The following is a 26,280-nucleotide window of genomic DNA, read 5'->3' on the forward strand; positions in this document are numbered from 1 at the left end:
ATTGAGAATCATTATCATTTAAAAATACTAGCATAGTTCATTTTTTTGTCAATTATATTTTTAAAAGGCAATGAACTGAAATCAATTTTGCTACTATTGACGAATCTACAAATTAAAGCGATAATTGATAATCATTATCAATGAAAGTAGAGAAGTGCAATGACTACCTTGGAAGCAAAAGAAATAACGGTGGGTTATCAAAAGCAGATTATTATTGAGGGCTTATCTTTAGAGTTGCCGGTGGGAAAAATAATTGGCTTAATCGGCCCAAATGGCAGCGGTAAATCGACATTGTTAAAAACGTTGGCACGGATTATGCAGCCACAAAAAGGAGTAGTAAATTTAAATGGGGTTAGTATTGAAACAATCCCAACTAAAGAAGTGGCCCAACAAATTGCGCTATTGGCCCAAAATACAGAACAAAATCTAGAATTGACCGTTAAAGAGTTGGTTTCTTATGGACGCTTTCCATATCAAAAAGGATTGCGACAGTTGGATCAAAAAGATCAAGAAGCGATTGACTGGGCGCTAGCGGCGACTAGTTTGACTAAACTAGCGGATCGTTCACTACAAGCTCTTTCAGGAGGACAACGACAACGGGTTTGGTTAGCGATGGCATTAGCACAAGATACAGACATTTTAATTTTAGATGAACCAACAACTTTTTTAGATCCAGCGCATCAATTGGAAATTTTACAACTTTTGCAAAAAATCAATCAAAAATATCAAAAAACAATTGTCATGTCTATTCATGATTTAAATTTGGCTTCCCGTTTTTCAGATATTTTAATTGGTTTAAAACAGGGGGAAATTATTGCTAGTGGTACGCCGCAAAAGGTAATGACCACTGAAAATTTAGCACGCCTATTTTCTATTCAAGCAGAATTAACCGTGGATATTAAAACTGAAAAGCCACTTTTAATGAATTATGAATTACAGGTGACAGATGATGAAGACTAGACGACTTATTATAGTATGGAGCTTGCTAATTTTTCTAGCCTCTTTGATTTTGTTCTTTTCATTAACAAATGGGGCAGCAGATATTTCCCTAACAGAAATTAGTAATGCATTTTTTCACTTTGACAGTCAAAATCAATCCCAACAAATTATTATAAATTTACGGTTGCCTCGTATTATTGGTGCTTTTTTAGTCGGTAGCGCCTTTGCGTTAAGTGGAGCCGTGATGCAAGGGGTAACACGAAATCCTTTGGCAGATGCAGGCTTATTAGGGATTAATAGCGGCGCTTCACTGGGATTAGCACTTGTTTTTATTTTTGTTCCTAAAGCATCTATTACTGCAACAATTTGGTTTTCATTTGGTGGCGCTTTTTTAGCTGCTTTTTTGATTTTTTTAGTTAGTAGACGTTCTGTTGCTTCTCTAACACCAACACGTCTTATTTTAGCTGGTGTGGCGATTAGTAGTCTTTTTACTGCAATCAGTCAAGCACTGGGGCTAGTATTTGATTTACAACAAGATATAGCTTTTTGGTTTGTTGGCGGGGTTGCTAATATAACTTGGCAGCAGTTGCAACAAGTTTGGTGGTTGTATTTGATTGCTGTTGGGGGATTGCTGTTTTTAGCTGGAGGCATCAATTTGTTAATTTTAGGCGACGATAATGCAATGGCGTTAGGGAAAAAGCCTGAACGGATTCGATTTGTAACCTTAATACTGGTAGTTTTCTTGGCGGGAATTGCGGTGGCATTAGTGGGACCAATTAGTTTTATTGGGTTGATGGTTCCTCATGTTTTGCGTCATTTTACGGGTGATAATTATCGTAAATTATTACCTTTAGTTCTTGTTGGTGGTGGCTTTTTTGTAGTCTTAGCAGATTTATTAGCCCGATTACTAAACCCGCCATTTGAAACACCATTAGGCCTTTTGATTACAATCGTTGGGGTTCCTTTCTTGTTGTTTAGGATTTGGAGGAGCTAGTCATGAAGAAAAAATATGTTTATACTAGTTTGACAGTTTTATTGCTTCTTTTATTTCTGGCTAGTATTTTATGGGGAAAAAACAGAATAAGTATAACGGCTATTTATAACCTGCTGACAGGTACGGCTAGTCAGGCTCTTCAGTTCACTGTTGTTGAATTAAGGTTACCGCGAACCGTTTTAGCGCTATTAGGCGGGGCCGGTTTAGGAGCCGCTGGTTTTTTATTGCAAGGTGTCACACGTAATGATTTAGCGGATGCTTCTATCTTAGGTATTAACAGTGGTGCTGGTTTTTTTGTTCTCATTTATTTAGGCTTTTTTGCACAAGGGAATGGTTTTTTATTACCTTTATTAGCTTTAAGTGGCGGGCTAGTTGCTGTTTTTTTGGTTTATGCCATCGCCAATCAAAAAGGGCCCTTTATCGCAGTCGATAAGTTACTATTAGCAGGTGTGGCGGTAAACGCTGGCTTTGGTGCTTTAACGTTGTTGGGTACGATCAAAGTTGCCCCAGATCGCTACCGTTTTGTAACCAATTGGCTTGCTGGTTCTTTATGGGGAGCAAACTGGAGTTATGTTTTCATTTTATTTTTTTGGCTGTTTATTTTAATTACCATTACATTGGTGCAGCTGCCTTATTTGGATTTGTTGCAACTAAATGATGAACAAGCACTAAGTATTGGGGTAAAAGTCCGTAAAATACGACTACGTTTTCTATTTTTAGGCGCAGCGATAGCCGCTAGTTGTGTCGCATTTTGTGGCAATTTAGCGTTTGTTGGTCTGCTAGCACCTCATCTTACTAAAAGACTTTTAAAAGATCGCGCGACGCAACGTTTTCCGTTAACTTTATTAATTGGGGCCTGTATTGTTTTAGCTGCTGACACATTAGGACGACTACTTTTAGAAAGTGGGGAGTTGCCTGCTGGTGTGATGGTCGCAATTTGTGGCGCACCTTATTTCTTAGCTCTTTTAGTTCAAAAACCCAAAATGCAATAATATAGGACAAATTAGCTTTTAACCCAATAGACAAGAGGTAAGTATTATTAACTTTCTTCTTGTCTATTTGGTTAAAATAAACGCAAAAAGATCCTCTTAAAGCAAGGTTTGCTATTTTGTGTCTTTTTCGATACCATGCAAGTAAGAGTCTTTGCTGTAGATCAGAACAATTTAGCTACTGATCTAATCTTCATGTAAAAGATTTCCAAATAAAGGAGCGATTCGTTTGGATAAAAAAGCATTGCGCAAAAAAGGAATTGCAATTTTGCAAGAACTGGCCACCGATAAACAAAAAAAACAAAATAAAGAAGCCATTATCCTGCGCCTATTATTTTCTAGTAAAATATGGCGTGAAGCAAGTTGTGTTGGTGTTATTCGTGCTACGGGAATTGAATTAGATACTCAACCTATTTTTCAAAGGGCGTTTATGGAAGGAAAAAAAGTAGTAGTCCCAAAAGCACCGCAAGACCGTTTATTAACTTTTCATCCTGTGGACGAAAAGACGCAATACTTACTTTCTGATTTTGGCGTAGAAGAGCCATTGGTCCAACAGCAAGTGGAAAAGTCTGAAATTGATTTATTAATTGTGCCAGGATTAATTTTTTCTAGCCAAGGTTATCGAATTGGATTTGGAGGCGGTTATTATGATCGCTTTTTAACAACATTTCAAGGCCAAACGGTTGGCCTAGCTTTTAGTGAGCAGCTGCGAGATGATTGGCAACCAGCGGAATTTGATATACCCGTAAAGAAAATAATTACCGATTTTAGAAACGAGGTTTTTTATGAATAAGGAATGGAATTTGACATGGAAACGTTGGCTCAATCAACCAATTGTTACTTACAGTTTTTTGGCTATCCAAACTGTAGTTTATTTACTAATGTTTGTTCCGAGTTTAGAAATTGAAACAAAAGGAGTAATGTTTGGTCCTTTTGTCGCTTACCTTCATCAATACTGGCGTTTTATCACACCGATTTTTATCCATTTTTCCTTGACGCATTTCGCTGTAAATTCGATTGTTTTATATTTTATCGGACAACAAGTAGAAGCGATTTATGGCCATTGGCGCTTTTTCATTTTGTATTTATTAAGTGGTGTAATGGGTAACTTTGTTAGTTTCGCTTTTAATGATGCTGGCATTCGTTCTGCTGGCAGTAGCACAGCTATTTTTGGCGTTTTTGGGTCATTTTTACTATTAGGATATTATTTCCGCAACAATCCTGCTATTCAGGGGATGGTCAGACAATTTGCTCTTTTTGTGGGGCTTAGTTTATTATTTGGAATCTTTGATCGTTCTATTGATATTTGGGGACATATTGGTGGTATCATCGGCGGGCTTTTATTAGGAAATGTCGTTGCATTACCTCAAAATCATGGCCGTTTTTCAATTCATACCAGAATTATTTCTGGGGTGATTTTTGGATTTCTTTTAGTGATTTGTCTTTTATATGGTTTAAAAAAATATGGATTGCCTGTATAATATGCGAGGAAGTGTGTTAAATGGAAACTCTTTACGATGTTCAACAATTATTTAAGCGTTTTGGTATATATATTTATGTTGGCAAGCGCATTTATGATATCGAATTAATGTTAATTGAGTTAAAAAAATTGTATGAAGGTCGCTTAATTGATCATGATACTTATATGACTTGTTGGCGTATATTAAAACGCGAACACCGTATTGAAGAAAGTCGACAGAAAGGATAATTGTGCATGGACAAAAAAATTATTGGAATTGATCTTGGAGGGACAACTGTCAAGTTTGCAATTTTAACTGCAGAAGGTGAAATCCAACAAAAATGGAGTATTGAAACCAACATTTTAGATGAAGGCAGTCATATCGTACCAGAAATTATAGAATCAATTAATCATCATTTATCTTTATATAATATGAAACCAGAAGACTTTATTGGAATTGGTATGGGAACTCCTGGTAGTGTTGATCGTAAAGCAGGGACAGTAATTGGTGCCTATAATTTGAACTGGACGACATTACAACCTGTCAAAGAACAAATTGAATCAGGAACAAAAATTCCGTTTGCAATTGATAATGATGCAAACGTCGCAGCCCTTGGGGAACGTTGGCTAGGTGCAGGGGAAAATAATCCTGATGTAGTCTTTATTACACTTGGAACAGGTGTTGGTGGTGGAATTATCGCCGAAGGTCACTTGTTACATGGTGTAGCAGGTTGTGCTGGCGAAATTGGACACGTAACAGTTGATCCTGACGGTTTTATGTGTACATGTGGTAAAAAAGGCTGTCTAGAAACTGTTTCTTCTGCCACTGGCGTTGTGCGCGTAGCACGTCACTTAGCTGAAGAATATGCAGGCGACTCTAAATTAAAAGCACAATTAGATGAAGGTTATGATATTTCTTCTAAAGATGTTTTTGAATACGCTGAAGCAGGCGATCTTTTTGCACTAATGGTCGTAGATAAAGTCTGCTATTATTTAGGTTTAGCATGTGGTAATTTAGGTAATACCTTAAATCCATCTGCAATTGTCTTAGGTGGTGGCGTTTCTGCTGCGGGTGAATTTTTACGTAGCCGCGTTGAAAAGTACTTTGCTGAATTTACTTTCCCACAAGTAACAGAAAGTACAAGTATTAAATTAGCCCAATTAGGCAATGAAGCGGGCGTTATTGGCGCAGCTTCACTAGCATTGGATATTGTGAAATAGGAAGGAAAGCAAAAAATGTCTCCCATTATTATTATTGATATTGTTTTAATTGCCATTTTATTAGGAATTGGAATTAATGAATTATATATCCGCATCATGGCAAAAAAATCTGCTACAACAATTGATCAAGAAACATTTCGAGAAGGAATGCGTAAAGCGCAAATAATTGATGTCCGTGAAAAAGATGAGTTTGACGCAGGACATATTTTAGGAGCTCGCAATATACCTTATTCTGTTTTGAAAAACTCAATTGGCAGTATTCGTAAAGATCAACCCGTTTATATTTACGATCAAAAACGTGCGATTGCTGTTCGAGCTGCCAACAAATTACGTAAAGCCGGCTATACCAATCTTTATCTGCTTAAAGGTGGCTATCAAAGCTGGGAAGGTAAAGTGAAAAAGAAAAATTAATTTTAAGCTGTAACGGGGCATTCTCCGTTACAGCTTTTTTTGTTAAACTAGAGATAAATACATATTAAAAATAAAAAATGCTTTACTATTAAGTAATCATTTAAAGGAGATAAAATGGCTACCTTATCTGATGTTGCAAAACGTGCCAATGTATCAAAAATGACTGTCTCGCGGGTGATAAATCATCCTGAGCAAGTAACAACTGAATTGAAAAAACTAGTCTATCAAGCAATGCAAGAACTGAACTATCATCCAAATATTGCGGCAAAGGCATTAGTTTCAAATCGGTCTCAAATTATTAAGCTGTATATTTTAGAAGAATTAGATACTACAGAACCCTATTATATGAATTTATTGATGGGAATTGCTCGTGCTGTGGGGAAAGCTCATTATTCTTTGCAACTAGTTACTAGTAATGGAGTGGACCATGGTTCTTGTGATGGTTATATATTGACCGGTGTACGCACGCAGGACTTTGATTGGATAAATACTTTAACTAAACCAGTAATACTATTTGGCGAAAATACTCATGATATTGATTTTGTGGACAGCGACAATCGTTATGGAACTGCGACAGCGACAAAATATGCGTTAAAAGTAGGATATCAAAACATAATTTTTGTTGGAATTGACGTAGCAGAACCTTTTGCAAAAGAGCGAGAAAAAGGCTATTTAGATGTTATGTCAGCAAATAAATTACCTTCTACAATTTTTCGTCTACCCAATCGTTCCACTCAAAGTGAAATCTTTATTGAAGAACAATGGGATTCATTTGAAAAAAATACTTGTTTCATTTGCTCTTCGGATCGCTTAGCTATTGGAATTGAAAGAGGATTAATCAATTGTGGTGCAAAAGTACCAGAAGATTTTGGCATTATTGGGTTTGATGGGGTATTTTTGGATCAAGTGAGTTCCCCAAAACTAACAACGATGAAACAAGATATTATCAAAATGGGTGAAGCTTGCGGTGAAATGCTAGTTAAAAAAATTGAGGAAAATGGCCAGACGCAAGGGTATCGCAGGTTTTTACCAGAGTTGGTGGCACGAGAATCCACGCGTGCGGATAAATAATTTTAATAAAAATCACTTCAATCAAAGAAATTATAATCGAAATACTCAGCTGCAAGAAATGAAAAGTAATTTAAGAAAATTAATGTTTAAATTTTAGCTTATTTAAAAAGAACTTGTTTTTTAACACTGCTTCTGTTTATATCAAAAAAAGATTTGTGACAAAACTTTTGCCATAAATCTTTTTTTGTATAAATAAGAAAGGCACTGATTTTCCCCAGAATAAGTCCGTCACATTCTGTGAATCAATTTTACAAGTAAAATGGCTACGACAAACGTTATATTACTTTTTTACGCAAAAAAATTATAATTTTAAGCAATCGGTTGCGTTATCAATATCATTGGTTTTATTGAGTTTTATAAAAATGAAAAAAATATTTTTTATTTTGTTACCGGTAACAATTGATAAACTATTGATTTAAAAAGAAAACGATTGCATAATAGAAATGTAATAAGAAATAAGGGACAACACGAAGGAGGATTCAGAAATGAAGGGATTTTGGAAAAAAGTGGGCGCAGGATTGTTACTATCTGGTGTAGCATTGACTATTGCTGCGTGTGGAAATGCAGGAGACAATAGCAGTAGCAACAGTGGTGGTTCATCAGATCAAACTGAAATTGATATTTTTCAGTTTAAAGTAGAATTCAAGGACCAATTTGAAAAGCTAGCCAAAGAGTATGAAGAAAAAAATCCAGACATTAAAATTAATGTTGAAACGGTTGGTGGCGGATCAGATTATGGTGCAGCCTTAAAATCAAAATTCTCATCTGGTAATGAACCAAATATCTATAATATTGGCGGACCTGAAGATGTTAACATGTGGATCGATAGCTTAACTGATTTAAGCGACACAGAAGCTGCCAAACAAGCTTTAGATGGTACGTTAACAGGTGCTACTAAAGACGGAAAAGTTTTAGGATTACCATACAACATTGAAGGTTACGGCGTACTTTATAACAAAGAAATTTTTGAAAAAGCCGGTATTGATGCTTCTTCAATTAAATCTTTAGATGACCTAGAAGCTGCTGCTAAAACTTTAGATAGCAAAAAAAGCGAGCTAGGTATTGATGCACCGTTTGCCTTAGCTGCAAAAGAACAATGGATTACAGGTTTACATGGATCAAATGCTTTCTTAAATGCAGAGTTTGATAACGATGTAATGAAAGCGTATGAATCTAAAACAGTCGAATTCAAATATGGTGATCAATTTAAAAAATATCTAGATATTAGCAATAAATATTCTGTTCAACCAACAAATAGCTTGGATTATTCACAACAAATTGAGCAATTATTCTCAAATGGAAAAGTTGCCATGACACAACAAGGTAACTGGGTATATCCAACAATTGAAGGGATTAATAAAGATCTTGCAAATAAAAATATCGGTTTATTACCAATTCCAATTGATGGTGTAACAGAAGGAACAATTCCTGTTGGCGTACCAATGTATTGGGGTGTTAATCCAAATGCAAGTGATGAAGAAGTTAAAGCTTCTAAAGATTTCTTAGATTATTTATATACTTCTGATGAAGGTAAGAAGATTGTTTTAGAAGACTTCAAATTTGTACCTGCGTATAAAGGCTACGACACTGATAAAATTTCTGATCCACTTTCAAAAGATGTTTACACTTATTACACAGATGGCAAAACAACTGGTTGGGTATTCATGGGTTATCCAGCAGGCTGGGGTGAACAAACACTAGGTGCTGAAATTCAAAAATATGTTGCCGGTGATGCATCTTGGGATGAAGTTGTGAAATCTGCACAAGATAAATGGGCAGACGAACGTAAATAATTAAGCTTAAATTGAAAACACGGGAGAAAAGTATGCTCTCTCGTGTTTTCTCTTATAAGGGGGAGTTAACGTATGAAACATCAAAGGAAGACTTGGTTTTATTTATTTGCTGCACCAGTAGTAATTGCACTTATTTTAGTTGTTGTTGTGCCATTTTTATATGGTATTTATTATTCATTTACCGATTGGGATGCTGTTGCCAGAGGGAATTTTGTCGGTTTAGAAAACTATCAAAAATTACTTCAAGATGAAGGTTTCCGTAATGCCATTTGGTTTACAGTCAAATTCGCGGTAATTTCAATCGCGTTAATTAATATCATCGGTTTAGGCCTAGCGTTATTAGTGACGAGTAAATTTAAAGGCGCAAATCTTTTACGGACAATTTTCTTTATGCCGAACTTAATTGGCGGCTTAATTTTAGGTTTTATTTGGCAATTTATTTTTATTAATGCGTTTTCAGCAATGGGTGATTTTTTTGGTAGTCCGGGTTTGAAAACTTGGTTATCAACTACTCAAACTGGTTTTTGGGCCATGGTTATTGTGATGTGTTGGCAGATGTCAGGGTATATTATGGTTATCTATATTTCTTATTTACAAGGTGTAGATGAATCGTTATTAGAAGCGGCTGACTTAGATGGTGCCACACCTTGGCAAAAATTTTGGAACGTTCGTTTTCCTTTAATTATGCCTGGTTTCACAGTAAGCTTATTTATGACTCTTTCTAACTGTTTCAAATTGTACGATCAAAACTTATCTTTAACTAATGGTGGTCCTTATAATTCAACTCAAATGGTTGCAATGAACATTTATAATACAGCCTTTGTTGAAAATAAAATGGGCTATGCACAATCCAAGGCGGTAATTTTCTTCTTGTTTGTTGCTATTATTTCATTAACTCAAGTTTATGTCACAAAAAGAAAAGAGGTCGAAGCATAATGAAAAATATGACAAAAAGTCAACTTTTGCGGGCAGTGCTCGGCTTAATTTTAGGTTTATTTTGGTTAGTTCCTTTTTATTTAATGATTTCGAACTCTTTTAAATCCAAACAAGAAATTTTTACGAATCCTTTGAAAATTCCTGAAAACTTTACTTGGGCTAACTACCCAGAGGCCTTTAAACAATTAGACTTTATAAAAACTTTGTTTAATTCCTTATTAATTACTGTTGTTAGTGTGATTGTTATCATTATTTTTTCTGCCATGTGTGCTTATGCCCTAGAACGGACGAAAAGTAAATTAAGTGGAATTATCTTTATGGCCTTTGTTGCGGCGATGTTAGTACCTTTCCAATCAGTTATGATTCCATTAGTATCTTTATTTGGTAAAGCACAAATGTTAAACCAAGTCGGGATTATTTTCATGTATCTTGGTTTTGGCGGAAGCATGTCGATTTTCTTGTACCACGGTGCTTTAAAATCTATCCCCAAAGCATTAGATGAAGCGGCTATTATCGATGGCGCATCCCGTTTCCAAGTGTTTTGGCATGTGATTTTTCCAATGTTAAAACCAACCACAGTTACTGTGGCAGTGTTAAATACCATGTGGATCTGGAATGACTATCTATTACCATCGTTGGTAATTAATTCACCTGAAACACAAACAATTCCATTGAAAATGTTCTTCTTTTTCGGACAATATACCAAACAATGGCATTTAGCGTTGGCTGGTTTAGTCATTGCTGTTTTACCAGTAGTAATTTTCTACTTTATTATGCAAAAACAAATCATCAAAGGTGTTGCAGAAGGTGCTGTGAAATAAGCCCTGCGATGTAATCTTCCTCTTAATTATAGCCAGTAGCCCTTGCGCTACTGGCTATTTTAGCATTTTTCCAATAAGAAACTGGTATAATAATAGTGAAAACTTACTTTGTAGATTTATGAAATAGAAATGAGGGGATTTTATTGCTTAAACTCAAACGGATTTACGAAAGCTATGAAAAAAGTGATGGATACCGCGTCTTAGTCGATCGCATGTGGCCACGAGGAGTAAAAAAAGTAGATGCTCATGTTGATCTTTGGCTAAAAGGGGTTGCACCAAGTACAGAGTTAAGAAAGTGGTTTAATCACGATCCATCAAAATTTGATGACTTTAAAGAACGTTATCAAGACGAATTAAAAAAAGAACCACAAGAGGCTGCTGTAAAAGAGCTTTTGGCAGTTATGGCTAAAAATGAAACAGTTACCTTGTTGTACGGGGCAAAAGATGAACAGCATAATCAAGCCGTTGTTTTAGCGGCTTATTTAGCGACATGCTAAAAATAGCGCTTGCTTTAGTTTAAGTGTGGAATATTAAAGGTAATATAAAGGCCCAAAGCTAGATTAAACGTCTAACTTTGGGCCTTTTGTTGAGCAAAATTTTATTTTAGCGAGCGACGCGTTTGCGCATTGCTTTTTTGCGATTTTCTTCAATCATCGCTTCTTTTTCATCAATTGGATCAATCACTTGTTTTTTAACAGCCGTTACAAAAGCTCCCGCTGCTGCAACAGTAGCTAATGTGCCCACTAAAACACCAGATACAAATTTTTTCATCTCAATCACTCCGTTCATACTTTTATTATATTATGTAACAAGTTATCTAAAAATAAAAGTTAAAAGCCTTTTCTTTTGTTTTCTGTCGGTCTTTTAAATTAATAAAAGTTATTGAAAAAGTTTAGTAAATTATTTATAATAAATTTACTAAATAAAGTTAACGGGGTGTTTTGAATGGAAAAGAATTTACAAGCAATTTTTAATGAAAAGTTTGGTGGACAAGCAAGTGGTGAGTATTTTGCACCAGGGCGCATTAATTTGATTGGTGAGCATACTGATTATAATGGGGGCTACGTTTTTCCAGCTTCAATTACAATTGGTACTTACGGGTTAGCGCGAAAAAGAAAAGATAAAAAAGTGCGGCTTTATTCAGAAAATTTTGCTGAAAAAGGCATAATTGAATTTTCTATCGATGATTTGGAATTTAAAAAAGAACACGATTGGACCAACTATCCCAAAGGAATGATGCGCTTTTTAAAAAATGATGGCTTTGCAATTGAAAGTGGCATGGAAATTCTTTTTTATGGTACTATTCCAAATGGAGCAGGGCTTTCATCTTCTGCATCGATTGAACTATTAACGGGTGTTATCTTGCAAGATTTATTTGAGCTTGATGTGAAAATGATTGAATTAGTTGAAATTGGCAAACGGGTAGAAAATAAATTTATTGGAGTCAATTCTGGAATTATGGACCAGTTTGCCATTGGCATGGGAAAAAAAGATCAGGCCATCTTATTAGACACCAATACACTGGAGTATGAGTTAGTGCCAGCTGATTTTGGTGATTATGTTGTGGCGATCATGAATACAAATAAACGTCGTGAATTAGCTGATTCAAAATATAATGAACGTCGTAGTGAATGCGAAGAGGCTCTAAGCCGCCTGCAAACTAAATTATCCATTAAATCGTTAGGTGAGCTATCAGAAGCAGAATTTTTACGTAATACTGATTTAATTGAAGACGAAATCTTAATTAAGCGGGCCAAACATGCGGTAACAGAAAATGAGCGCACAAAAAAAGCTAAAGCAGCCTTGGTTAAAGGTGATTTAGTAACTTTTGGTAAATTATTGAATGCATCTCATGCCTCATTGCAGTATGATTATGAAGTGACAGGTAATGAATTGGATACTTTAGTTGCTGCAGCCCAAAAACAAGCAGGAGTTTTAGGAGCGCGTATGACAGGTGCAGGTTTTGGCGGCTGTGGCATCGCATTGGTTAAAGCAAGTGCGTTCAATCAATTTTCAGAAAATGTGAAAGCTATCTATAAAGATAAAATTGGGTACGATACAGATATTTATAAAGCAAATATTGACGATGGTGCCCGCAAGTTATAATAAAAATTTGGAGGTTTTATGATGGCAATTTTAGTATTAGGCGGAGCAGGTTATATTGGATCTCACGCGGTGGATCAATTAATTAACAAAGGCTACGACGTTGTGGTAGTGGATAATTTATTAACGGGTCACAAACAAGCAATTCATAAAGAAGCGCGTTTTTATGAAGGCGACGTCCGGGATAAGCCTTTTTTACAGACTGTTTTTCAAAAAGAAAATATTGAAGGTGTCATCCACTTTGCCGCTAGCTCTTTAGTCGGTGAGTCAGTGGAAAAACCGTTAAAATACTTTAACAATAATGTTTATGGTATGCAAATTTTACTTGAAGTAATGCAAGAAAATAATGTGAAAAATATTGTCTTTTCTTCAACTGCAGCGACTTATGGCGAACCAGAAGTTGTTCCGATTAAAGAAACAGCTGAAACAGCCCCTAAAAATCCTTATGGCGAAAGTAAATTAATGATGGAAAAAATGATGAAGTGGTGTGACAACGCTTATGGTATGAAGTATGTCGCCTTGCGCTATTTTAACGTCGCCGGAGCGAAATCTGACGCTTCCATTGGAGAAGATCATGATCCTGAAACGCATTTAGTACCGATTATTTTACAAGTCGCGTTAGGCCAAAGAGAAGCACTGCAAATTTTTGGTGATGATTATAAAACGCCAGATGGTACATGTATTCGTGATTATGTTCAAGTAGAAGATTTAATTGCTGCCCATATTTTAGCTTTGGAATATTTAAAAGCAGGAAATGATAGTAATGTTTTCAATCTAGGAAGTAATAATGGTTACTCCGTTAAAGAAATGTTAGAAGCAGCTAGAGCTGTCACTGGCAAAGAAATTCCTGCTAAAGTCGCACCAAGACGAGCAGGAGATCCAGCGGTATTAGTGGCGTCTAGTGAGAAAGCAAAAGAAATTTTAGGCTGGCAACCAGCTTACACTGATATTAAAGATATTATTAAAACTGCTTGGGATTGGCATGTTAGTCATCCTCATGGGTATGAAGACTAGGAGGCAAAATAATGAGTATCAGTCAAACAGTAGTTGATTTTGCTACCTTGGCAATTCAAGCTGGGGGTTATATGGAACTAGACCGCCTTTATTTGCAAAACCGAATTATCGCTTTAATCGGTGAAGATAGTCTAGAAGACGTTTTACCCCACAAACAATTGGAAAGTTCACTGGTCTTATTAGATCGATTGATTGAAAAAGCAAAAGATAACGGTGTGATTGATGATAGCTTTGCGCAAAAAGAAATATTGGAAGCGCAATTAATGGATTTTCTAACTCCACCGCCTTCTGTTGTTAATGCGTTTTTTGCCCAACACTATGCTAAAGTACCGGCTGATGCTACGGATTACTTCTTTAAATTATGTCAAGAAAATGACTATATTAAAACGCGAGCGATTGCAAAAAATATTGTTTTTCCGACTGAAACAGAATATGGTACTTTAGAAATTACGATTAATCTTTCAAAACCTGAAAAAGATCCTAAAGATATCGCCGCCATGCGCAATGTTGTTGACGTTAATTATCCTAAATGTATGTTATGTATGGAAAATGAAGGATATAAAGGCCGTCAGAATTATCCAGCTCGTAGTAATCATCGAATTATTCGGATGAACTTAAATGGAGAAAGCTGGGGATTCCAATATTCACCTTACGCTTATTACAATGAACATTGTATTATTTTGTCAGAAGAACATCGACCGATGAAAATTAGTCGGGCCACTTTTGAACGTTTGTTGAGTATTATTGAAGTTTTCCCCCATTATTTTGTTGGTTCTAATGCGGATTTACCAATTGTTGGGGGTTCTATCTTATCTCATGATCACTATCAAGGTGGAAGACATACTTTTGCCATGGCCAAAGCACCAATTGAAACAGAAATTAGTTTGAGTGTTTTTAAAAATATCAAAGCTGGGATTGTCAAGTGGCCAATGTCTGTTATTCGCCTGCAAGGAAGTAATAAAAATGAGCTGATTAATGCTTGTGACTATATTTTACAAGCTTGGAAACAATATTCAGATGAGAGTGTCTCAATAAAAGCATACAGTGAAGATGGAACACCTCACCATACAGTTACACCAATTGCAAGAAGAAATGGTGAACTATATGAGGTGGATTTGGTTTTACGAGATAATAATGTTTCAGAAGAATTTCCAGATGGCATCTTTCATCCTCATCCAGAAGTCCAACACATCAAAAAAGAAAATATTGGTCTGATTGAAGTAATGGGCTTAGCAGTATTACCCCCAAGACTATTAAATGAGTTAGAAGAAGTCAAAAAATATGTGCTGAAAAAAGCTAATGATATGGCGAGCTATCATCAAGTCTGGGCTGATAACATGATGAAGCACTATCAATTTACAGAAGCTAACGCGATGGAAATCATTCATGCTGAAGTTGGTCAGATTTTTGCTCAGGTACTAGAAGATGCAGGTGTCTTTAAGCGAGATACTACTGGACAAGCAGCGTTTTTACGTTTTACCGCTACACTTTAAAATTTGTGATGCTGCATAAGCAGGATAATGTAGGCGAATTTTTAATTGAAATTTCTTACTGCAACGTGTCACTTAGAAAATAAAGGAGGTGTCAAATGGCGACCATTAAAGATATTGCCAAAAAAGCTAATGTTTCTGCCGCTACTGTCTCACGAGTTTTAAATTATGATACTGGTCTGGCAGTGGGGCAAGAAACCAAACGAAAAATCTTTGAAGCAGCTGAAGCGCTAAATTATACAAAATATAAAAATAAGCAAAAAAAAGCGGAGCAAGTTATCCGCTTAGTACAGTGGTATAATGCAGAAGAAGAATTAGCTGATTTATATTATTTAGCGATTCGTTTAGGGATTGAAAGAAAAGCGGAAGAATTAAATATTCAGCTCGTAAAGGAATCTCTTTTTGAACTTTCTCAAATGAAGACAGATGGAACAATCGCGTTGGGAAAATTTGATGCCAAACAGATTAAAAGGCTAAAAGAAATGGGACAACCACTTCTTTTTGTTGACTATGACACCATGTCAGCCGGATTTGATTCATTAGTCGTCGATTTTCATCAGGCTGTCGATTTAGTTATCGATCACTTTATTAAAGAAGGCCATGAAAGAATTGCGATATTAACTGGTATCGAGTATACCAAAGACTTTCATAATGAAATTATAGATCCGCGGCTGACGATTTTTAACGAACGCCTAGAACAATTACGCCTTTTAAATTCTGAATATGAAATTACCGCCGATTTTACAGTAGAAGGTGGCTACCAAGCTGTTCATAAATTTTTACAAGTTACAAAAAAACTACCCACGGCTTTATTTGCAACTAGTGATGCAATGGCAGTGGGGGCTTTGAAAGCTATTCAAGCATTTGGGTTGAAGGTACCAGAAGATATTTCTGTTATTGGTTTTAATGATGTTAGCGTGGCTAAATATGTCACACCCGCACTATCCACTGTTCAAGTTCCAACAGAATGGATGGGGGAATTGGCATTAGAAACGATATTGCAACTTACAAAAGATGAAGCGCCGGTACCAAGAAAGATTACTCTTGGTACAAAATTAATGCTAAGAGATTCAACTTTAATTTCTCAATGATGAAAAGTTACCGTAGCCTTAAGAAATTTGGCTACGGTAATTTTTTTTAGCGGAAAATTGTTTAAGTGTTTTTACCAGTAACAATTCTATACAACAAGTTTATTACCCGATATTGCTTGGGTGAATTGTTTAGCTTTTTTTATTATTTACTTACTTTTTACAAGTGGTTATTTAACTTTTATAAATATGTGGTAAAATACACTAGAGTTAAAGGAGAGGATAACAGCGTGAAGATATTGGCGTTTGATACATCAAATAAAACATTAACTGTCAGTTTAATGGAAGATACTCTTTTATTAGGAGAAATCACCACTAATGTAAATAAAAACCACAGTGTAACCTTAATGCCAGCTATAGCTGATTTAATGGAGAAAGTCGGGTTAACACCACAAGATATTGATCGGATTGTAGTCGCACAAGGTCCTGGCTCTTATACGGGTCTGCGAATTGGGGTAACGACAGCTAAAACATTGGCAGATACATTAAATTGTGAATTAGTCGGTGTTTCAAGTTTAGCTGTACTCGCAGCAAATTGCCGTAATTATAATGGCGTGATTGTACCGTTATTTGATGCAAGAAGAAATAATGTTTATACAGGTCTTTACAAATGGCAAGAAAATGAATTACAAACAGTTAAAAATGACACACATATTGCCTTAACCGATTTATTACCACAATTGGCTTTTGAAAAGGAAATTTTATTTGTTGGTGAAGATGTGATTAAATTTTCTGACCAGATAAAAACAGCATTGCCACATGCGACAATCAATCAGGTTCCTCATTGGCAAGTGCCAAATGGTGCTGTCTTAGCAGAACTAGGGGCAAAAAAAGCACCTGTTTTAGAGATTGATGCTTTTTTACCATTATATTTAAAACGAGTAGAGGCAGAAGAAAAATGGATAGCAAGCCACCAGGATTGGACAGGTGATGAGAATTATGTTGAAAAAATTTAAAGCTCTTTTGCCAAAGCCTCCGTTTAAATCAGCAGGATATACTTCACGGCCTTATCCTGTAAATACCAAATGGCTTGTGCGGGAAGTGACAAATGAAGATATTAAAGCTCTATTAGCAGTGGAACGAGAAGTTTATCATGGCAAATTACCTTGGACAAAATCAGCTTTTTTATCTGAATTGATTTCACCACTGCCACATTTGTATTTATGTGTCGAAAACGAGGATATCTTAGCTTTTGGCGGATGTAGGATTATTGGAAATGATGCCCATATCACCAATATTGCTGTTCATCCTAAATTTCAAGGTGCAGGTATCGGGACTTTTTTATTAGAAGAGCTTGAAACTTTTGCGCGCCAACACGGCTGTCTTACGATGTCTTTAGAAGTGCGTCTTAGTAATCGTGACGCTCAGCGTCTCTACCGCAAGTTGGGTTACGTTTCACGAGCGATTAAACCTGCCTACTACGACCAAACCAATGAAGACGCTTTGGATATGGTGAAATATATTGAATAATTTTAAGATTAAAGAAAAAAAAGATTACAACTTGACGGAATTGGCTGATTCATTGTATAACTTGGCAGAGGCTGCCTATCAAACCGGAAGCCCCTGGAAAAAAGAGCAATATCTGACGGATTTAACGAATGCTTTAACCAATTATTTTATTATTGAAGAAAAAGGAACAATCGTTGCTTTTTTAGCCTATCAAAAGATTGTTGATGAAGTTGAAGTTGCTAATCTAGCAGTTCATCCTAAGTCTCAAAATAAAGGATATGGCGGAATATTAATGAAATTGGTAGATAAAATTTCTGGTGTAAACCAAATCTTTTTAGAAGTCCGGGTAAAAAACTTCTCGGCTAAAAATTTATATTTAGCCCATGGTTATGAAGTTATTAGCCGACGGGCAGACTATTATCAAAATCCGATCGAGGATGCTTTAATTATGGTAAAGAAAGTGAGGTCAATTTTAGAAAATGAAGTCTGAATTAATTTTGGCTATTGAAAGTAGCTGTGATGAAACCAGTGTAGCAGTGATTAAAGATGGGCATGAAATATTAAGTAATATTGTTGCATCTCAAATTAAAAGTCATCAACGTTTTGGTGGGGTGGTTCCAGAAGTTGCTAGCAGACATCATGTAGAACAAATTACGATATGTCTAGAAGATGCTTTAGCTCAAGCACAAGTAAAACCTGCGGATTTAACAGCAGTAGCAGTAACTTATGGTCCTGGTTTAGTAGGGTCACTTTTAATTGGAATTTCAGCAGCTAAAGCTTTTGCTTGGGCACACCAGTTACCTTTGATCCCAGTTAATCATATGGCTGGCCATATTTATGCGGCCCGTTTAGTGAAGCCGTTACAATTTCCATTAATGGCTTTATTAGTTAGCGGTGGCCATACAGAACTGGTTTATATGGCAGCAGATGGAACTTATGAAATTATTGGTGAAACACGCGATGATGCAGCTGGTGAAGCGTATGACAAAGTAGGACGAGTGTTAGGATTAACTTATCCAAGTGGAAAAGAAATCGATACACTTGCTCATCTTGGCAACGACACATTTAACTTCCCGCGGGCGATGATTCACGATGATAATTATGACTTTAGTTTTAGCGGTTTAAAAAGTGCCTTTATAAATTTAGTCCATAATGCCAATCAAAAGGGTACCGAATTAAGTAAAGAAGATTTAGCTGCAAGTTTTCAAGCCAGTGTAGTAGACGTGTTAACAGCAAAAACAATTAGAGCTTGTCAAAATTGGCCGGTTAAACAACTAATCGTTGCCGGTGGAGTTGCGGCAAATAAAGGGTTACGGGAACGTTTGAGTGAAGAATTACCTAAAGAAGTGCCTGGTGTTGAATTAATTGTACCGCCACTACGTTTATGTGGGGATAATGCTGCGATGATTGGAGCGGCAGCTCATGTGGAATTAGCTAAACAAAACGTAGGCGACTATCGTTTAAATGCAAAACCAGGTTTAGCATTAGCGTAATCTTTTTCAAATTGTGTTTTTAATAGTGGTAGCTTTTGAAAAAATTAATGGTAAAAAAGAGTTATATTATTGATGTAGTCAAGAAGTAGTAATTTTCTTCAGGCTGATGGATTTTTGGGGGAAATGAAATCATCTGATTGTAAGATTACTATTTCTGGCTTCCTTTCTTAAAAAATGGACACTTGGCTTGTGCTAAGTGTCCATTTTTTTACTTAGGTTACTTTATGGCTTTTTCATAAAAAGTAAAAATTTTCTTATCGTAGTCAATTAAACCTTTTTCTTTTAATTTTTTGATCACTTGGCCGGCTGTTTCACGGGTAGTACCACTATTAACGGCTAGTTCCTTTAAAGTAATTGGAAAAGGAATGGTGGTTTTTGATTTTGATTCTTGGTGCCCAAGTTCCCGTTTCAATATGTAGAGATTTTGCGTTACGCGATCGTGGGCATTCGAAGTTAAACCAGTTTGAAGCCGTAATTGATGACTTTCAATAATTTTATTTTGCTTTTTAATTAGGTAAAGTAATTGTTTATTATTTTTTTGACAAATTTGTTCGTAAATTTGGGTTGGGAAATAGAAAGTTTCAATATCTGTTAAGGCTTGTGCGCTGTGGGTATATACTTCTGCTTCAAACATACCACCCAAAGGAAAAACGCTATTGTTTGAAACATAATCATAATAATAATAAGTAGCACTTTCATCGTAACGCTCAATTCTAACTAAACCCTCCACAACATAATAAAGTCGATCTCGAGCGTCGCCTTCATCAAAAAGAACTTGTCCTTTTTTATATGATCGTAATAAAACGTTTGCTTTTAAAAGTTGGAACTCATCCTCTGTTAGATTTTCAAAATCTGCTTGGTATCTTAAACGAGAAAATTGGTAATCTACCTTGTCTGCATACATCGTTGGCTAACTCCTTTGTACTCTTTTTTTCTCTATTTTATATTGTTGCTTTTTTCGAGTTGTTTGTAAAGAGTGAACTAATGCAAATAAGGGGAGATTGGGCAAAAAAATAATGAAAAATTCTAATTCGAATTTTTATCAAAAGAAAATGAAAAAAGTGAATAAAAGTTGTCGTTGTATATTGAAAATATACAAAATATTAAAATAGTATGCGTTTTCAAATTTATAAATCCTTGATAATATAGAAAGAATGTTTGTATGCAAAAAAAAAATCTAAATGAATAAATATTTTTTTTAGAGTAAAAATGAATAAATATAGTCCTTGTTATGATTATTTTGTCGTCTAATCGGGTAAATATAAATAACACCGGATATAATGTGAAATATTTCTCGTTTGTAATGCCGAATAAATTTGAAAACCCTTTCTTTTAAGCGTTAATCTATTAATGTAATCAATAACGAGGAGGCAATAAAAAATGGACAAACCAATTCACGTGTTTTCCGAAATCGGAAAACTGAACACTGTTCTATTAAAAAGACCTGGCGTAGAAGTTGAAAACTTAACTCCAGACATTATGGATCGTTTACTATTTGATGATATTCCATATTTGCCAAATGCCCAAGCTGAGCATGATGAGTTCGCCAAAGTATTACAAGACAATGGGGCAGAAACACTTTATTTAGAAAAATTATCAACAGAAGCAATTGATGCTGGAAATGTGAAAGAAGAATTTTTAAATCGCATTCTTGATGAATCACATATCGACTCTGCTACAGTGCGTCAAGGCTTATTTGAATACTTACTAAGTATGGAAACCCAAGACATGGTAGATAAAATCATGGCTGGTGTCCGCACAAAAGAAATTGATGTTAAATCACGTTCACTTTTAGATTTATCTAGTGATGATGACTATCCATTTTATATGGATCCAATGCCTAACTTATACTTCACCCGCGACCCTTCCGCTTCAATTGGTAACGGTATGACAGTTAACAAAATGACTTTTGAAGCACGTCGTCGTGAATCATTATTTACAGAATATATCTTAAAACATCATCCACGTTTTGCAGGTAAAGTTGATGTTTGGTTAGATCGTGAAGCTGACGGTCACATTGAAGGTGGGGACGAATTAGTTCTTAGCCATGAAGTCTTAGCCGTGGGTATTTCACAACGAACTAATGCGAAAACATTGGAAAAATTGGCGCGCAATATGTTTGCAAAAAATGCCGGCTTTGAAAAAGTTCTAGCTATTAAAATTCCAAATAACCGCGCGATGATGCACTTAGATACTGTATTTACAATGGTAGATTATGATAAATTTACTATTCATCCAGCAATTCAAGATGCAGACGGTAAAATTGACTGCTTTATCTTAGAACCAAATGGTGACGATATTACAATCACACAAACCAATGATTTACACGGCACCTTAAAAGATTTATTACACTTAGATGATTTAGTTTTAATTCCAACTGGTAACGGCGATGCAATTGTTGCTCCTCGTGAACAATGGAATGATGGTTCAAACACTTTAGCAATTGCACCAGGTGTAGTTGTAACCTATAATCGTAACTATGTATCCAATGAAATTTTGCGTAGCTATGGTATTAAAGTGTTAGAAATCCATTCAGGAGAATTATCACGCGGTCGTGGTGGTCCTCGTTGCATGAGTCAACCATTAGTACGTGAAGACTTAAAAAAATAAAAAGATGAATTGGTTCTGCGGGCAGCTTTAGGCTGCCTTAGCGGACCAAATGAATTATAACTAAAGGAGAGCTCAACTTATGAAAGAATCTGTATTCCAAGGAAGAAGCTTGTTAGCTGAAAAAGATTTTACGAAAGAAGAAATTCAATATTTAATCGATTTTTCTGAACATTTGAAAGATCTTAAAAAACGTGGTATTCCACACCACTACTTAGAAGGCAAAAACATTGCTCTTTTATTTGAAAAAACTTCTACTCGTACCCGTGCTGCCTTTACTACAGCTGCAATTGATTTAGGTGCACATCCTGAATATCTTGGTGCAAATGATATCCAATTAGGTAAAAAAGAATCTACTGAAGATACTGCCAAAGTATTGGGCCGTATGTTTGACGGGATTGAATTCCGCGGATTCAGCCAAAAAATGGTTGAAGAGTTGGCTGAGTTTTCAGGCGTTCCAGTTTGGAATGGTTTGACAGATGAATGGCATCCAACACAAATGATTGCTGACTTCTTAACAATCCAAGAAAACTTTGGAACTGTAGAAGACATCACATTAGCTTACTGTGGTGACGGCCGTAATAACATGGCAAACTCATTATTAGTAACTGGTGCAATTTTAGGTACAAATGTACGAATCGTAGCGCCAAAAGAATTACAACCTGAAGAAGACATCCAAAAAATGGCACAAGAATTTGCTGAAAAATCAGGTGCTAAATTGATGGTTACAGACGATGTTGATAAAGGTGTTGACGGTGCTGATGTATTGTACTCAGATGTTTGGGTATCAATGGGTGAAGAAGACAAATTTGAAGAACGGATTAAATTATTACGTCCTTACCAAATCAACATGGAAATGATTGAAAAAACACATAATACCGATCGCCTAATCTTCTTACACTGCTTACCAGCATTCCATGACACTAACACTGTCTACGGTGAACAAATGAAAGAAAGATTTGGCATCACTGAAATGGAAGTTACTGATGAAGTATTCCGTTCAAAATATGCTCGTCAATTTGATCAAGCAGAAAACCGTATGCACTCAATCAAAGCGATTATGGCTGCAACATTGGGTAATCTATTCATTCCCCGCGTTTAATCGTTACTAAACTAAAAACCTACTTTAACTAAGACGAGTCAGTTCTTTGAGCCTTTTGCCTGTCAAAAGAGCTGGCTTGTTTTGGTGTTTCTAAAAACTTATGAAATTTCTTACGAGGAGCGATAATTATGGCAAAACGTAAAGTCGTTGTGGCTTTAGGCGGGAATGCAATTTTATCTGATGATGCAACTGCACAAGCACAACAAAACGCATTAAAAGAAACCGCAAAATACTTGGTACAATTTATTGAGCAAGGTGATGAGTTAATCATCTCTCATGGTAATGGTCCTCAAGTTGGGAACTTATTAATTCAACAAGCGGCCGCTGACTCTGAAAAAACACCAGCAATGCCTTTAGATACTTGTGTGGCGATGACAGAAGGTTCAATTGGCTACTGGTTACAAAATGAAATGGGATCAATTTTAAAAGAAAAAGGAATCGATAAAGATGTCGTTTCTTTAGTAACTCAAGTAATCGTAGCAGAAGACGATCCATCATTTAACAACCCAAGTAAACCAGTTGGTCCTTTCTTTACAGAAGAAGAAGCCAAACAACAAATGTCTGCTAGTAGCAATGCAACTTTTAAAGAAGATGCAGGACGTGGCTGGCGCAAAGTTGTAGCTTCACCAAAACCAATTTCAATTAAAGAAGCACGTGTCATTGAAAGTCTAGTCGATCAAGGCGTTGTAACTATTTCTGTTGGTGGTGGTGGCATCCCTGTCGTTGAAACTGAAAATGGCTTAGAAGGTCGCGAAGCGGTTATCGATAAAGATTTTGCTTCTGAAAAATTAGCTGAAATCATCAATGCAGATCTTTTGATTGTATTAACGGGTGTCGATAATGTTTATGTAAACTATCAAAAACCAGATCAAAAGAAACTAGAACGCGTAACTGTTTCTGAAATGAAACAATATATTAAAGAAGATCAGTTTGCACCAGGTAGCATGTTACCAAAAGTGCAAGCATGTATCGAATTTGTTGAAGCTCGTCCTGAAGGCAAAGCAATCATCACTTCATTAGAAAATATTGAAAACCTATTAGCTAATGAAGATGGAACAATTGTCGTTGCCGACTAATTCATTATTTTGTGAAAAAATAGCTCTGCTGTACATTTTTCTCCTTTAGGGTACAGTGGAGGTATTTTTTTAATACTGGTTATAAATATGCACTATTTAGTGGAAAACGAAATAAAATACTTGTTGTTTTAAAATAATAATAAAAAAGACTAGCCAGAAAAAAAAGTATTTGCTATAATCGGTGTCAGTTTAATAATTGATTTTGTGAACAAGAGAGTATTATTTGTTGGAAAACATAGCGAGTTTGGGAAGGTGTAAGCCAAGCAGGAAGGCAAATAAGAAGCGCACTTGGGAAAATCTGCTAAAAAAGCAGACGGCCATCTACCGTTATAGAAGAAGCTGGTCTGAAATTCAGACAATAAGAGTGGTACCGCGGGAAGTCTCGTCTCTAACGATTATCGTTAGGGGCTTTTTTTATTGGTAAAATCCAGCTAGATAAAGGTTCTAACTGGTTTTGGTTGCAATTAAATTGTAAAATAATGGTAACTGATGAGTTTTATGCTCATTTTAATCTAAGGAGGATATTTGATGAATAACAAAGATGTCGTAGCAAAAGCACTTTACGCTGTATTAAAAGATGATTTATCAATGGAACAAATTGAAAAGCTTTTGGAAAATCCCAAATCTGCTGATCACGGGGATGTGGCCTTTCCTGCTTTTGCCTTAGCTAAATCGTATAAAAAAGCACCACAACAAATTGCACCAGAATTAGCAGAAAAAATTGACGGTGCTAATTTTGAAAAAATTGAAGTTGTTGGTCCATACTTAAACTTCTTTATGAATAAAGGTGCTATTTCAGAAAAAGTTTTAGCCACTGTAGTAAAAGAAAAAGAACACTACGGAGATGCTAATATTGGAGAAAATCGTAATGTACCAATCGATTTGTCTTCACCAAATATTGCCAAACCGATTTCAATGGGACACTTGCGTTCTACGGTTATTGGTAACTCCATTGGATTTATTATGGAAAAAATTGGCTATAACCCAATTCGGATTAACCATTTAGGTGACTGGGGTACACAATTTGGTAAATTAATTGTTGCCTATAAAAAATGGGGTTCAGAAGAAGCGGTTAAAGAGCAACCAATCAACGAATTATTACGTTTGTATGTACAGTTTCATGAAGAAGTTGAAACACAGCCTGAACTGGACGATGAAGCTCGTGCTTGGTTTAAAAAACTAGAAGACGGTGACAAAGAGGCTGTTTCATTATGGCAGTGGTTCCGTGATGAATCAATGAAAGAATTCAATAAAATCTACGATATGTTAGAAGTTAAATTTGACTCTTTAAATGGGGAAGCTTTCTACAATGATAAGATGGATGAAATTATCGAATTGTTGGAAGAAAAACATTTACTAAAAGAAGATCGTGGCGCAGAAATCGTCGATTTATCTGCTTATGATTTGAATCCGGCGTTAATCCGTAAATCTGATGGTGCCACACTTTATATCACCCGTGACTTAGCGGCAGCGTTATATCGTAAACGGACTTATGATTTTGCCCAATCTATTTACGTAGTAGGTAACGAACAAAGCTATCATTTTAAACAATTAAAAGCAGTTCTAAAAGAAATGGGCTTTGACTGGTCTGACGACATGCATCACATTGCATTTGGCTTGATTACGCAAGGTGGTAAAAAATTATCAACGCGTAAAGGGAAGATCGTTTTACTTGAAGAAGTCTTAAATCAAGCAATTGATTCAGCGAAAGAACAAATTTCTGAGAAAAATCCTGATTTAGAAAACAAAGACGAAGTAGCTAAACAAGTCGGTGTAGGCGCAGTTATTTTCCACGATCTTAAAAATGACCGCTTAAATACATTTGACTTTACATTAGAAGAAGTGGTTCGTTTTGAAGGCGAAACTGGTCCGTATGTACAATACACTCATGCTCGGGCAATGAGTATTTTAGAAAAAGCAGGCTTTACACCAGATGAAAATGCGCACTATACATTAAATGACGAAGCTTCTTGGGAAGTGGTAAAATTAATTCAACAATACCCAGATACAATCTTAAAAGCTGCATCTAATTACGAACCATCTGTGATTGCTAAACATGCAATCAAATTGGCACAAGCATTTAATAAATATTATGCGAATGTGAAAATTTTGGCGGATGACAATCAAAAAGATGCCCGTCTAGCTTTAGTATATGCTGTGACAGTTTTACTAAAAGAAGACCTACGTCTATTAGGATTACACGCCCCAGACAAAATGTAAATCT

The 26,280-nt window shown here is 35.8% G+C and carries 27 protein-coding genes and 1 other annotated feature; of the genes, 25 read left to right on the forward strand and 2 right to left on the reverse strand.

The genetic code is table 11. The annotated features are described in order from the left end of the window. Positions 1–159: 159 nt before the first annotated feature. From RU96_RS07730 to RU96_RS07790, 13 genes are all read left to right on the forward strand, one after another. On the forward strand, positions 160–960 hold the full coding sequence (locus tag RU96_RS07730) for an ABC transporter ATP-binding protein (RefSeq protein ID WP_071864964.1): 801 nt from the start codon (positions 160–162) through the stop codon (positions 958–960). Then, a complete protein-coding gene (locus RU96_RS07735) occupies positions 950–1,933 on the forward strand; it encodes a FecCD family ABC transporter permease (protein ID WP_071864965.1) in 984 nt (327 codons plus the stop codon). Before RU96_RS07730 ends, RU96_RS07735 begins: the two co-directional genes overlap by 11 nt. 2 nt (positions 1,934–1,935) lie before the next feature. Next, positions 1,936–2,925: a FecCD family ABC transporter permease gene (locus RU96_RS07740; RefSeq protein ID WP_071864966.1), complete on the forward strand. Its 990-nt coding sequence runs from the start codon at positions 1,936–1,938 to the stop codon at positions 2,923–2,925. A 226-nt stretch (positions 2,926–3,151) separates the two neighbouring features. Beyond that, positions 3,152–3,715 carry a 5-formyltetrahydrofolate cyclo-ligase gene (locus RU96_RS07745; protein WP_071864967.1) on the forward strand — a complete coding sequence of 188 codons (564 nt, stop codon included), beginning with the start codon at positions 3,152–3,154 and terminating at the stop codon, positions 3,713–3,715. Continuing rightward, positions 3,708–4,403, forward strand: coding sequence for a rhomboid family intramembrane serine protease (locus tag RU96_RS07750; protein WP_071864968.1), 696 nt, complete (start codon positions 3,708–3,710; stop codon positions 4,401–4,403). Before RU96_RS07745 ends, RU96_RS07750 begins: the two co-directional genes overlap by 8 nt. Before the next feature lie 20 nt (positions 4,404–4,423). Continuing rightward, complete coding sequence (locus RU96_RS07755) at positions 4,424–4,630, forward strand: YqgQ family protein (protein ID WP_071864969.1); 207 nt, start codon at positions 4,424–4,426, stop codon at positions 4,628–4,630. 6 nt (positions 4,631–4,636) lie between these two features. Next, positions 4,637–5,602 (forward strand): ROK family glucokinase, encoded by a 966-nt coding sequence (locus tag RU96_RS07760; RefSeq protein WP_071864970.1) that lies wholly within the window; start codon positions 4,637–4,639, stop codon positions 5,600–5,602. Between the two features lie 15 nt (positions 5,603–5,617). Continuing rightward, positions 5,618–6,013 (forward strand): rhodanese-like domain-containing protein, encoded by a 396-nt coding sequence (locus RU96_RS07765; protein ID WP_071864971.1) that lies wholly within the window; start codon positions 5,618–5,620, stop codon positions 6,011–6,013. 114 nt (positions 6,014–6,127) lie between these two features. Beyond that, the gene (locus RU96_RS07770) at positions 6,128–7,084 is read left to right on the forward strand and encodes a LacI family DNA-binding transcriptional regulator (protein WP_071864972.1); all 957 of its coding nucleotides are present in this window, start codon (positions 6,128–6,130) and stop codon (positions 7,082–7,084) included. Between the two features lie 485 nt (positions 7,085–7,569). Further along, positions 7,570–8,877 (forward strand): ABC transporter substrate-binding protein, encoded by a 1,308-nt coding sequence (locus tag RU96_RS07775; protein ID WP_071864973.1) that lies wholly within the window; start codon positions 7,570–7,572, stop codon positions 8,875–8,877. Between the two features lie 72 nt (positions 8,878–8,949). Then, complete coding sequence (locus RU96_RS07780; protein ID WP_071864974.1) at positions 8,950–9,813, forward strand: carbohydrate ABC transporter permease; 864 nt, start codon at positions 8,950–8,952, stop codon at positions 9,811–9,813. Then, the gene (locus RU96_RS07785) at positions 9,813–10,634 is read left to right on the forward strand and encodes a carbohydrate ABC transporter permease (protein WP_071864975.1); all 822 of its coding nucleotides are present in this window, start codon (positions 9,813–9,815) and stop codon (positions 10,632–10,634) included. The genes RU96_RS07780 and RU96_RS07785 overlap by 1 nt, the downstream gene beginning before the upstream one ends. 143 nt (positions 10,635–10,777) lie before the next feature. Then, positions 10,778–11,131, forward strand: a complete 354-nt coding sequence (locus RU96_RS07790) for a DUF488 domain-containing protein (protein ID WP_071864976.1) — start codon at positions 10,778–10,780, stop codon at positions 11,129–11,131. Positions 11,132–11,237: 106 nt separating this feature from the next. Here the strand turns inward: RU96_RS07790 and RU96_RS07795 are convergent, their stop codons facing one another. After that, positions 11,238–11,405, reverse strand: a complete 168-nt coding sequence (locus RU96_RS07795) for a DUF3042 family protein (RefSeq protein ID WP_016172239.1) — start codon at positions 11,403–11,405, stop codon at positions 11,238–11,240. A 174-nt stretch (positions 11,406–11,579) separates the two neighbouring features. Between RU96_RS07795 and RU96_RS07800 the strand changes: the two genes are divergently transcribed. The 8 genes from RU96_RS07800 (at position 11,580) to tsaD (ending at position 19,271) form a co-directional block, all read left to right on the forward strand. Beyond that, positions 11,580–12,740: a galactokinase gene (locus RU96_RS07800; protein ID WP_071864977.1), complete on the forward strand. Its 1,161-nt coding sequence runs from the start codon at positions 11,580–11,582 to the stop codon at positions 12,738–12,740. A 21-nt stretch (positions 12,741–12,761) separates the two neighbouring features. Further along, positions 12,762–13,751 (forward strand): UDP-glucose 4-epimerase GalE, encoded by a 990-nt coding sequence (gene galE, locus RU96_RS07805; protein ID WP_071864978.1) that lies wholly within the window; start codon positions 12,762–12,764, stop codon positions 13,749–13,751. An 11-nt stretch (positions 13,752–13,762) separates the two neighbouring features. Then, on the forward strand, positions 13,763–15,244 hold the full coding sequence (gene galT / locus RU96_RS07810) for a UDP-glucose--hexose-1-phosphate uridylyltransferase (RefSeq protein ID WP_071864979.1): 1,482 nt from the start codon (positions 13,763–13,765) through the stop codon (positions 15,242–15,244). Between the two features lie 95 nt (positions 15,245–15,339). Next, positions 15,340–16,332: a LacI family DNA-binding transcriptional regulator gene (locus RU96_RS07815; RefSeq protein ID WP_071864980.1), complete on the forward strand. Its 993-nt coding sequence runs from the start codon at positions 15,340–15,342 to the stop codon at positions 16,330–16,332. A 227-nt stretch (positions 16,333–16,559) separates the two neighbouring features. After that, positions 16,560–17,285, forward strand: coding sequence for a tRNA (adenosine(37)-N6)-threonylcarbamoyltransferase complex dimerization subunit type 1 TsaB (gene tsaB, locus RU96_RS07820; protein ID WP_071864981.1), 726 nt, complete (start codon positions 16,560–16,562; stop codon positions 17,283–17,285). After that, positions 17,269–17,799, forward strand: coding sequence for a ribosomal protein S18-alanine N-acetyltransferase (gene rimI, locus RU96_RS07825; protein WP_071864982.1), 531 nt, complete (start codon positions 17,269–17,271; stop codon positions 17,797–17,799). Before tsaB ends, rimI (RU96_RS07825) begins: the two co-directional genes overlap by 17 nt. Continuing rightward, a complete protein-coding gene (gene rimI, locus RU96_RS07830; protein ID WP_071864983.1) occupies positions 17,792–18,268 on the forward strand; it encodes a ribosomal protein S18-alanine N-acetyltransferase in 477 nt (158 codons plus the stop codon). Before rimI (RU96_RS07825) ends, rimI (RU96_RS07830) begins: the two co-directional genes overlap by 8 nt. Beyond that, on the forward strand, positions 18,258–19,271 hold the full coding sequence (gene tsaD, locus RU96_RS07835; protein WP_071864984.1) for a tRNA (adenosine(37)-N6)-threonylcarbamoyltransferase complex transferase subunit TsaD: 1,014 nt from the start codon (positions 18,258–18,260) through the stop codon (positions 19,269–19,271). The genes rimI (RU96_RS07830) and tsaD overlap by 11 nt, the downstream gene beginning before the upstream one ends. 217 nt (positions 19,272–19,488) lie before the next feature. Here the strand turns inward: tsaD and RU96_RS07840 are convergent, their stop codons facing one another. Next, positions 19,489–20,175, reverse strand: coding sequence for a Crp/Fnr family transcriptional regulator (locus tag RU96_RS07840; protein WP_071864985.1), 687 nt, complete (start codon positions 20,173–20,175; stop codon positions 19,489–19,491). A 476-nt stretch (positions 20,176–20,651) separates the two neighbouring features. Here RU96_RS07840 and arcA point away from each other — a divergent pair, with 476 nt between their 5' ends. The 4 genes from arcA (at position 20,652) to argS (ending at position 26,276) form a co-directional block, all read left to right on the forward strand. Beyond that, complete coding sequence (gene arcA / locus RU96_RS07845) at positions 20,652–21,881, forward strand: arginine deiminase (RefSeq protein WP_071864986.1); 1,230 nt, start codon at positions 20,652–20,654, stop codon at positions 21,879–21,881. A 79-nt stretch (positions 21,882–21,960) separates the two neighbouring features. Further along, complete coding sequence (gene argF, locus RU96_RS07850; RefSeq protein WP_071864987.1) at positions 21,961–22,980, forward strand: ornithine carbamoyltransferase; 1,020 nt, start codon at positions 21,961–21,963, stop codon at positions 22,978–22,980. A 128-nt stretch (positions 22,981–23,108) separates the two neighbouring features. Then, positions 23,109–24,056 carry a carbamate kinase gene (arcC, locus tag RU96_RS07855; RefSeq protein ID WP_071864988.1) on the forward strand — a complete coding sequence of 316 codons (948 nt, stop codon included), beginning with the start codon at positions 23,109–23,111 and terminating at the stop codon, positions 24,054–24,056. A 195-nt stretch (positions 24,057–24,251) separates the two neighbouring features. After that, positions 24,252–24,449 (forward strand) — a binding site (T-box leader). Between the two features lie 135 nt (positions 24,450–24,584). Next, entirely contained in the window at positions 24,585–26,276 is a 1,692-nt protein-coding gene (gene argS, locus RU96_RS07860) for an arginine--tRNA ligase (protein WP_071864989.1), read from the forward strand. Positions 26,277–26,280 lie beyond the last annotated feature (4 nt).

The sequence above is a fragment of the Enterococcus canintestini genome (assembly GCF_001885735.1).
Lineage (GTDB): Bacteria > Bacillota > Bacilli > Lactobacillales > Enterococcaceae > Enterococcus_C > Enterococcus_C canintestini.

Excerpts from the sequence above, each read along its gene's own strand:
- argF (WP_071864987.1), top strand. The coding sequence starts at position 21,961 with ATGAAAGAATCTGTATTCCAAGGAAGAAGCTTGTTAGCTGAAAAAGAT.
- RU96_RS07795 (WP_016172239.1), bottom strand. The coding sequence starts at position 11,405 with ATGAAAAAATTTGTATCTGGTGTTTTAGTGGGCACATTAGCTACTGTT.
- galT (WP_071864979.1), top strand. The coding sequence starts at position 13,763 with ATGAGTATCAGTCAAACAGTAGTTGATTTTGCTACCTTGGCAATTCAA.
- RU96_RS07765 (WP_071864971.1), top strand. The coding sequence starts at position 5,618 with ATGTCTCCCATTATTATTATTGATATTGTTTTAATTGCCATTTTATTA.
- RU96_RS07840 (WP_071864985.1), bottom strand. The coding sequence starts at position 20,175 with ATGTATGCAGACAAGGTAGATTACCAATTTTCTCGTTTAAGATACCAA.
- RU96_RS07750 (WP_071864968.1), top strand. The coding sequence starts at position 3,708 with ATGAATAAGGAATGGAATTTGACATGGAAACGTTGGCTCAATCAACCA.
- RU96_RS07785 (WP_071864975.1), top strand. The coding sequence starts at position 9,813 with ATGAAAAATATGACAAAAAGTCAACTTTTGCGGGCAGTGCTCGGCTTA.
- RU96_RS07770 (WP_071864972.1), top strand. The coding sequence starts at position 6,128 with ATGGCTACCTTATCTGATGTTGCAAAACGTGCCAATGTATCAAAAATG.
- RU96_RS07800 (WP_071864977.1), top strand. The coding sequence starts at position 11,580 with ATGGAAAAGAATTTACAAGCAATTTTTAATGAAAAGTTTGGTGGACAA.
- RU96_RS07740 (WP_071864966.1), top strand. The coding sequence starts at position 1,936 with ATGAAGAAAAAATATGTTTATACTAGTTTGACAGTTTTATTGCTTCTT.
- rimI (WP_071864982.1), top strand. The coding sequence starts at position 17,269 with ATGTTGAAAAAATTTAAAGCTCTTTTGCCAAAGCCTCCGTTTAAATCA.
- argS (WP_071864989.1), top strand. The coding sequence starts at position 24,585 with ATGAATAACAAAGATGTCGTAGCAAAAGCACTTTACGCTGTATTAAAA.
- RU96_RS07775 (WP_071864973.1), top strand. The coding sequence starts at position 7,570 with ATGAAGGGATTTTGGAAAAAAGTGGGCGCAGGATTGTTACTATCTGGT.
- arcC (WP_071864988.1), top strand. The coding sequence starts at position 23,109 with ATGGCAAAACGTAAAGTCGTTGTGGCTTTAGGCGGGAATGCAATTTTA.
- galE (WP_071864978.1), top strand. The coding sequence starts at position 12,762 with ATGGCAATTTTAGTATTAGGCGGAGCAGGTTATATTGGATCTCACGCG.
- RU96_RS07730 (WP_071864964.1), top strand. The coding sequence starts at position 160 with ATGACTACCTTGGAAGCAAAAGAAATAACGGTGGGTTATCAAAAGCAG.
- RU96_RS07755 (WP_071864969.1), top strand. The coding sequence starts at position 4,424 with ATGGAAACTCTTTACGATGTTCAACAATTATTTAAGCGTTTTGGTATA.
- arcA (WP_071864986.1), top strand. The coding sequence starts at position 20,652 with ATGGACAAACCAATTCACGTGTTTTCCGAAATCGGAAAACTGAACACT.
- RU96_RS07780 (WP_071864974.1), top strand. The coding sequence starts at position 8,950 with ATGAAACATCAAAGGAAGACTTGGTTTTATTTATTTGCTGCACCAGTA.
- tsaD (WP_071864984.1), top strand. The coding sequence starts at position 18,258 with ATGAAGTCTGAATTAATTTTGGCTATTGAAAGTAGCTGTGATGAAACC.
- RU96_RS07735 (WP_071864965.1), top strand. The coding sequence starts at position 950 with ATGAAGACTAGACGACTTATTATAGTATGGAGCTTGCTAATTTTTCTA.
- RU96_RS07760 (WP_071864970.1), top strand. The coding sequence starts at position 4,637 with ATGGACAAAAAAATTATTGGAATTGATCTTGGAGGGACAACTGTCAAG.
- RU96_RS07815 (WP_071864980.1), top strand. The coding sequence starts at position 15,340 with ATGGCGACCATTAAAGATATTGCCAAAAAAGCTAATGTTTCTGCCGCT.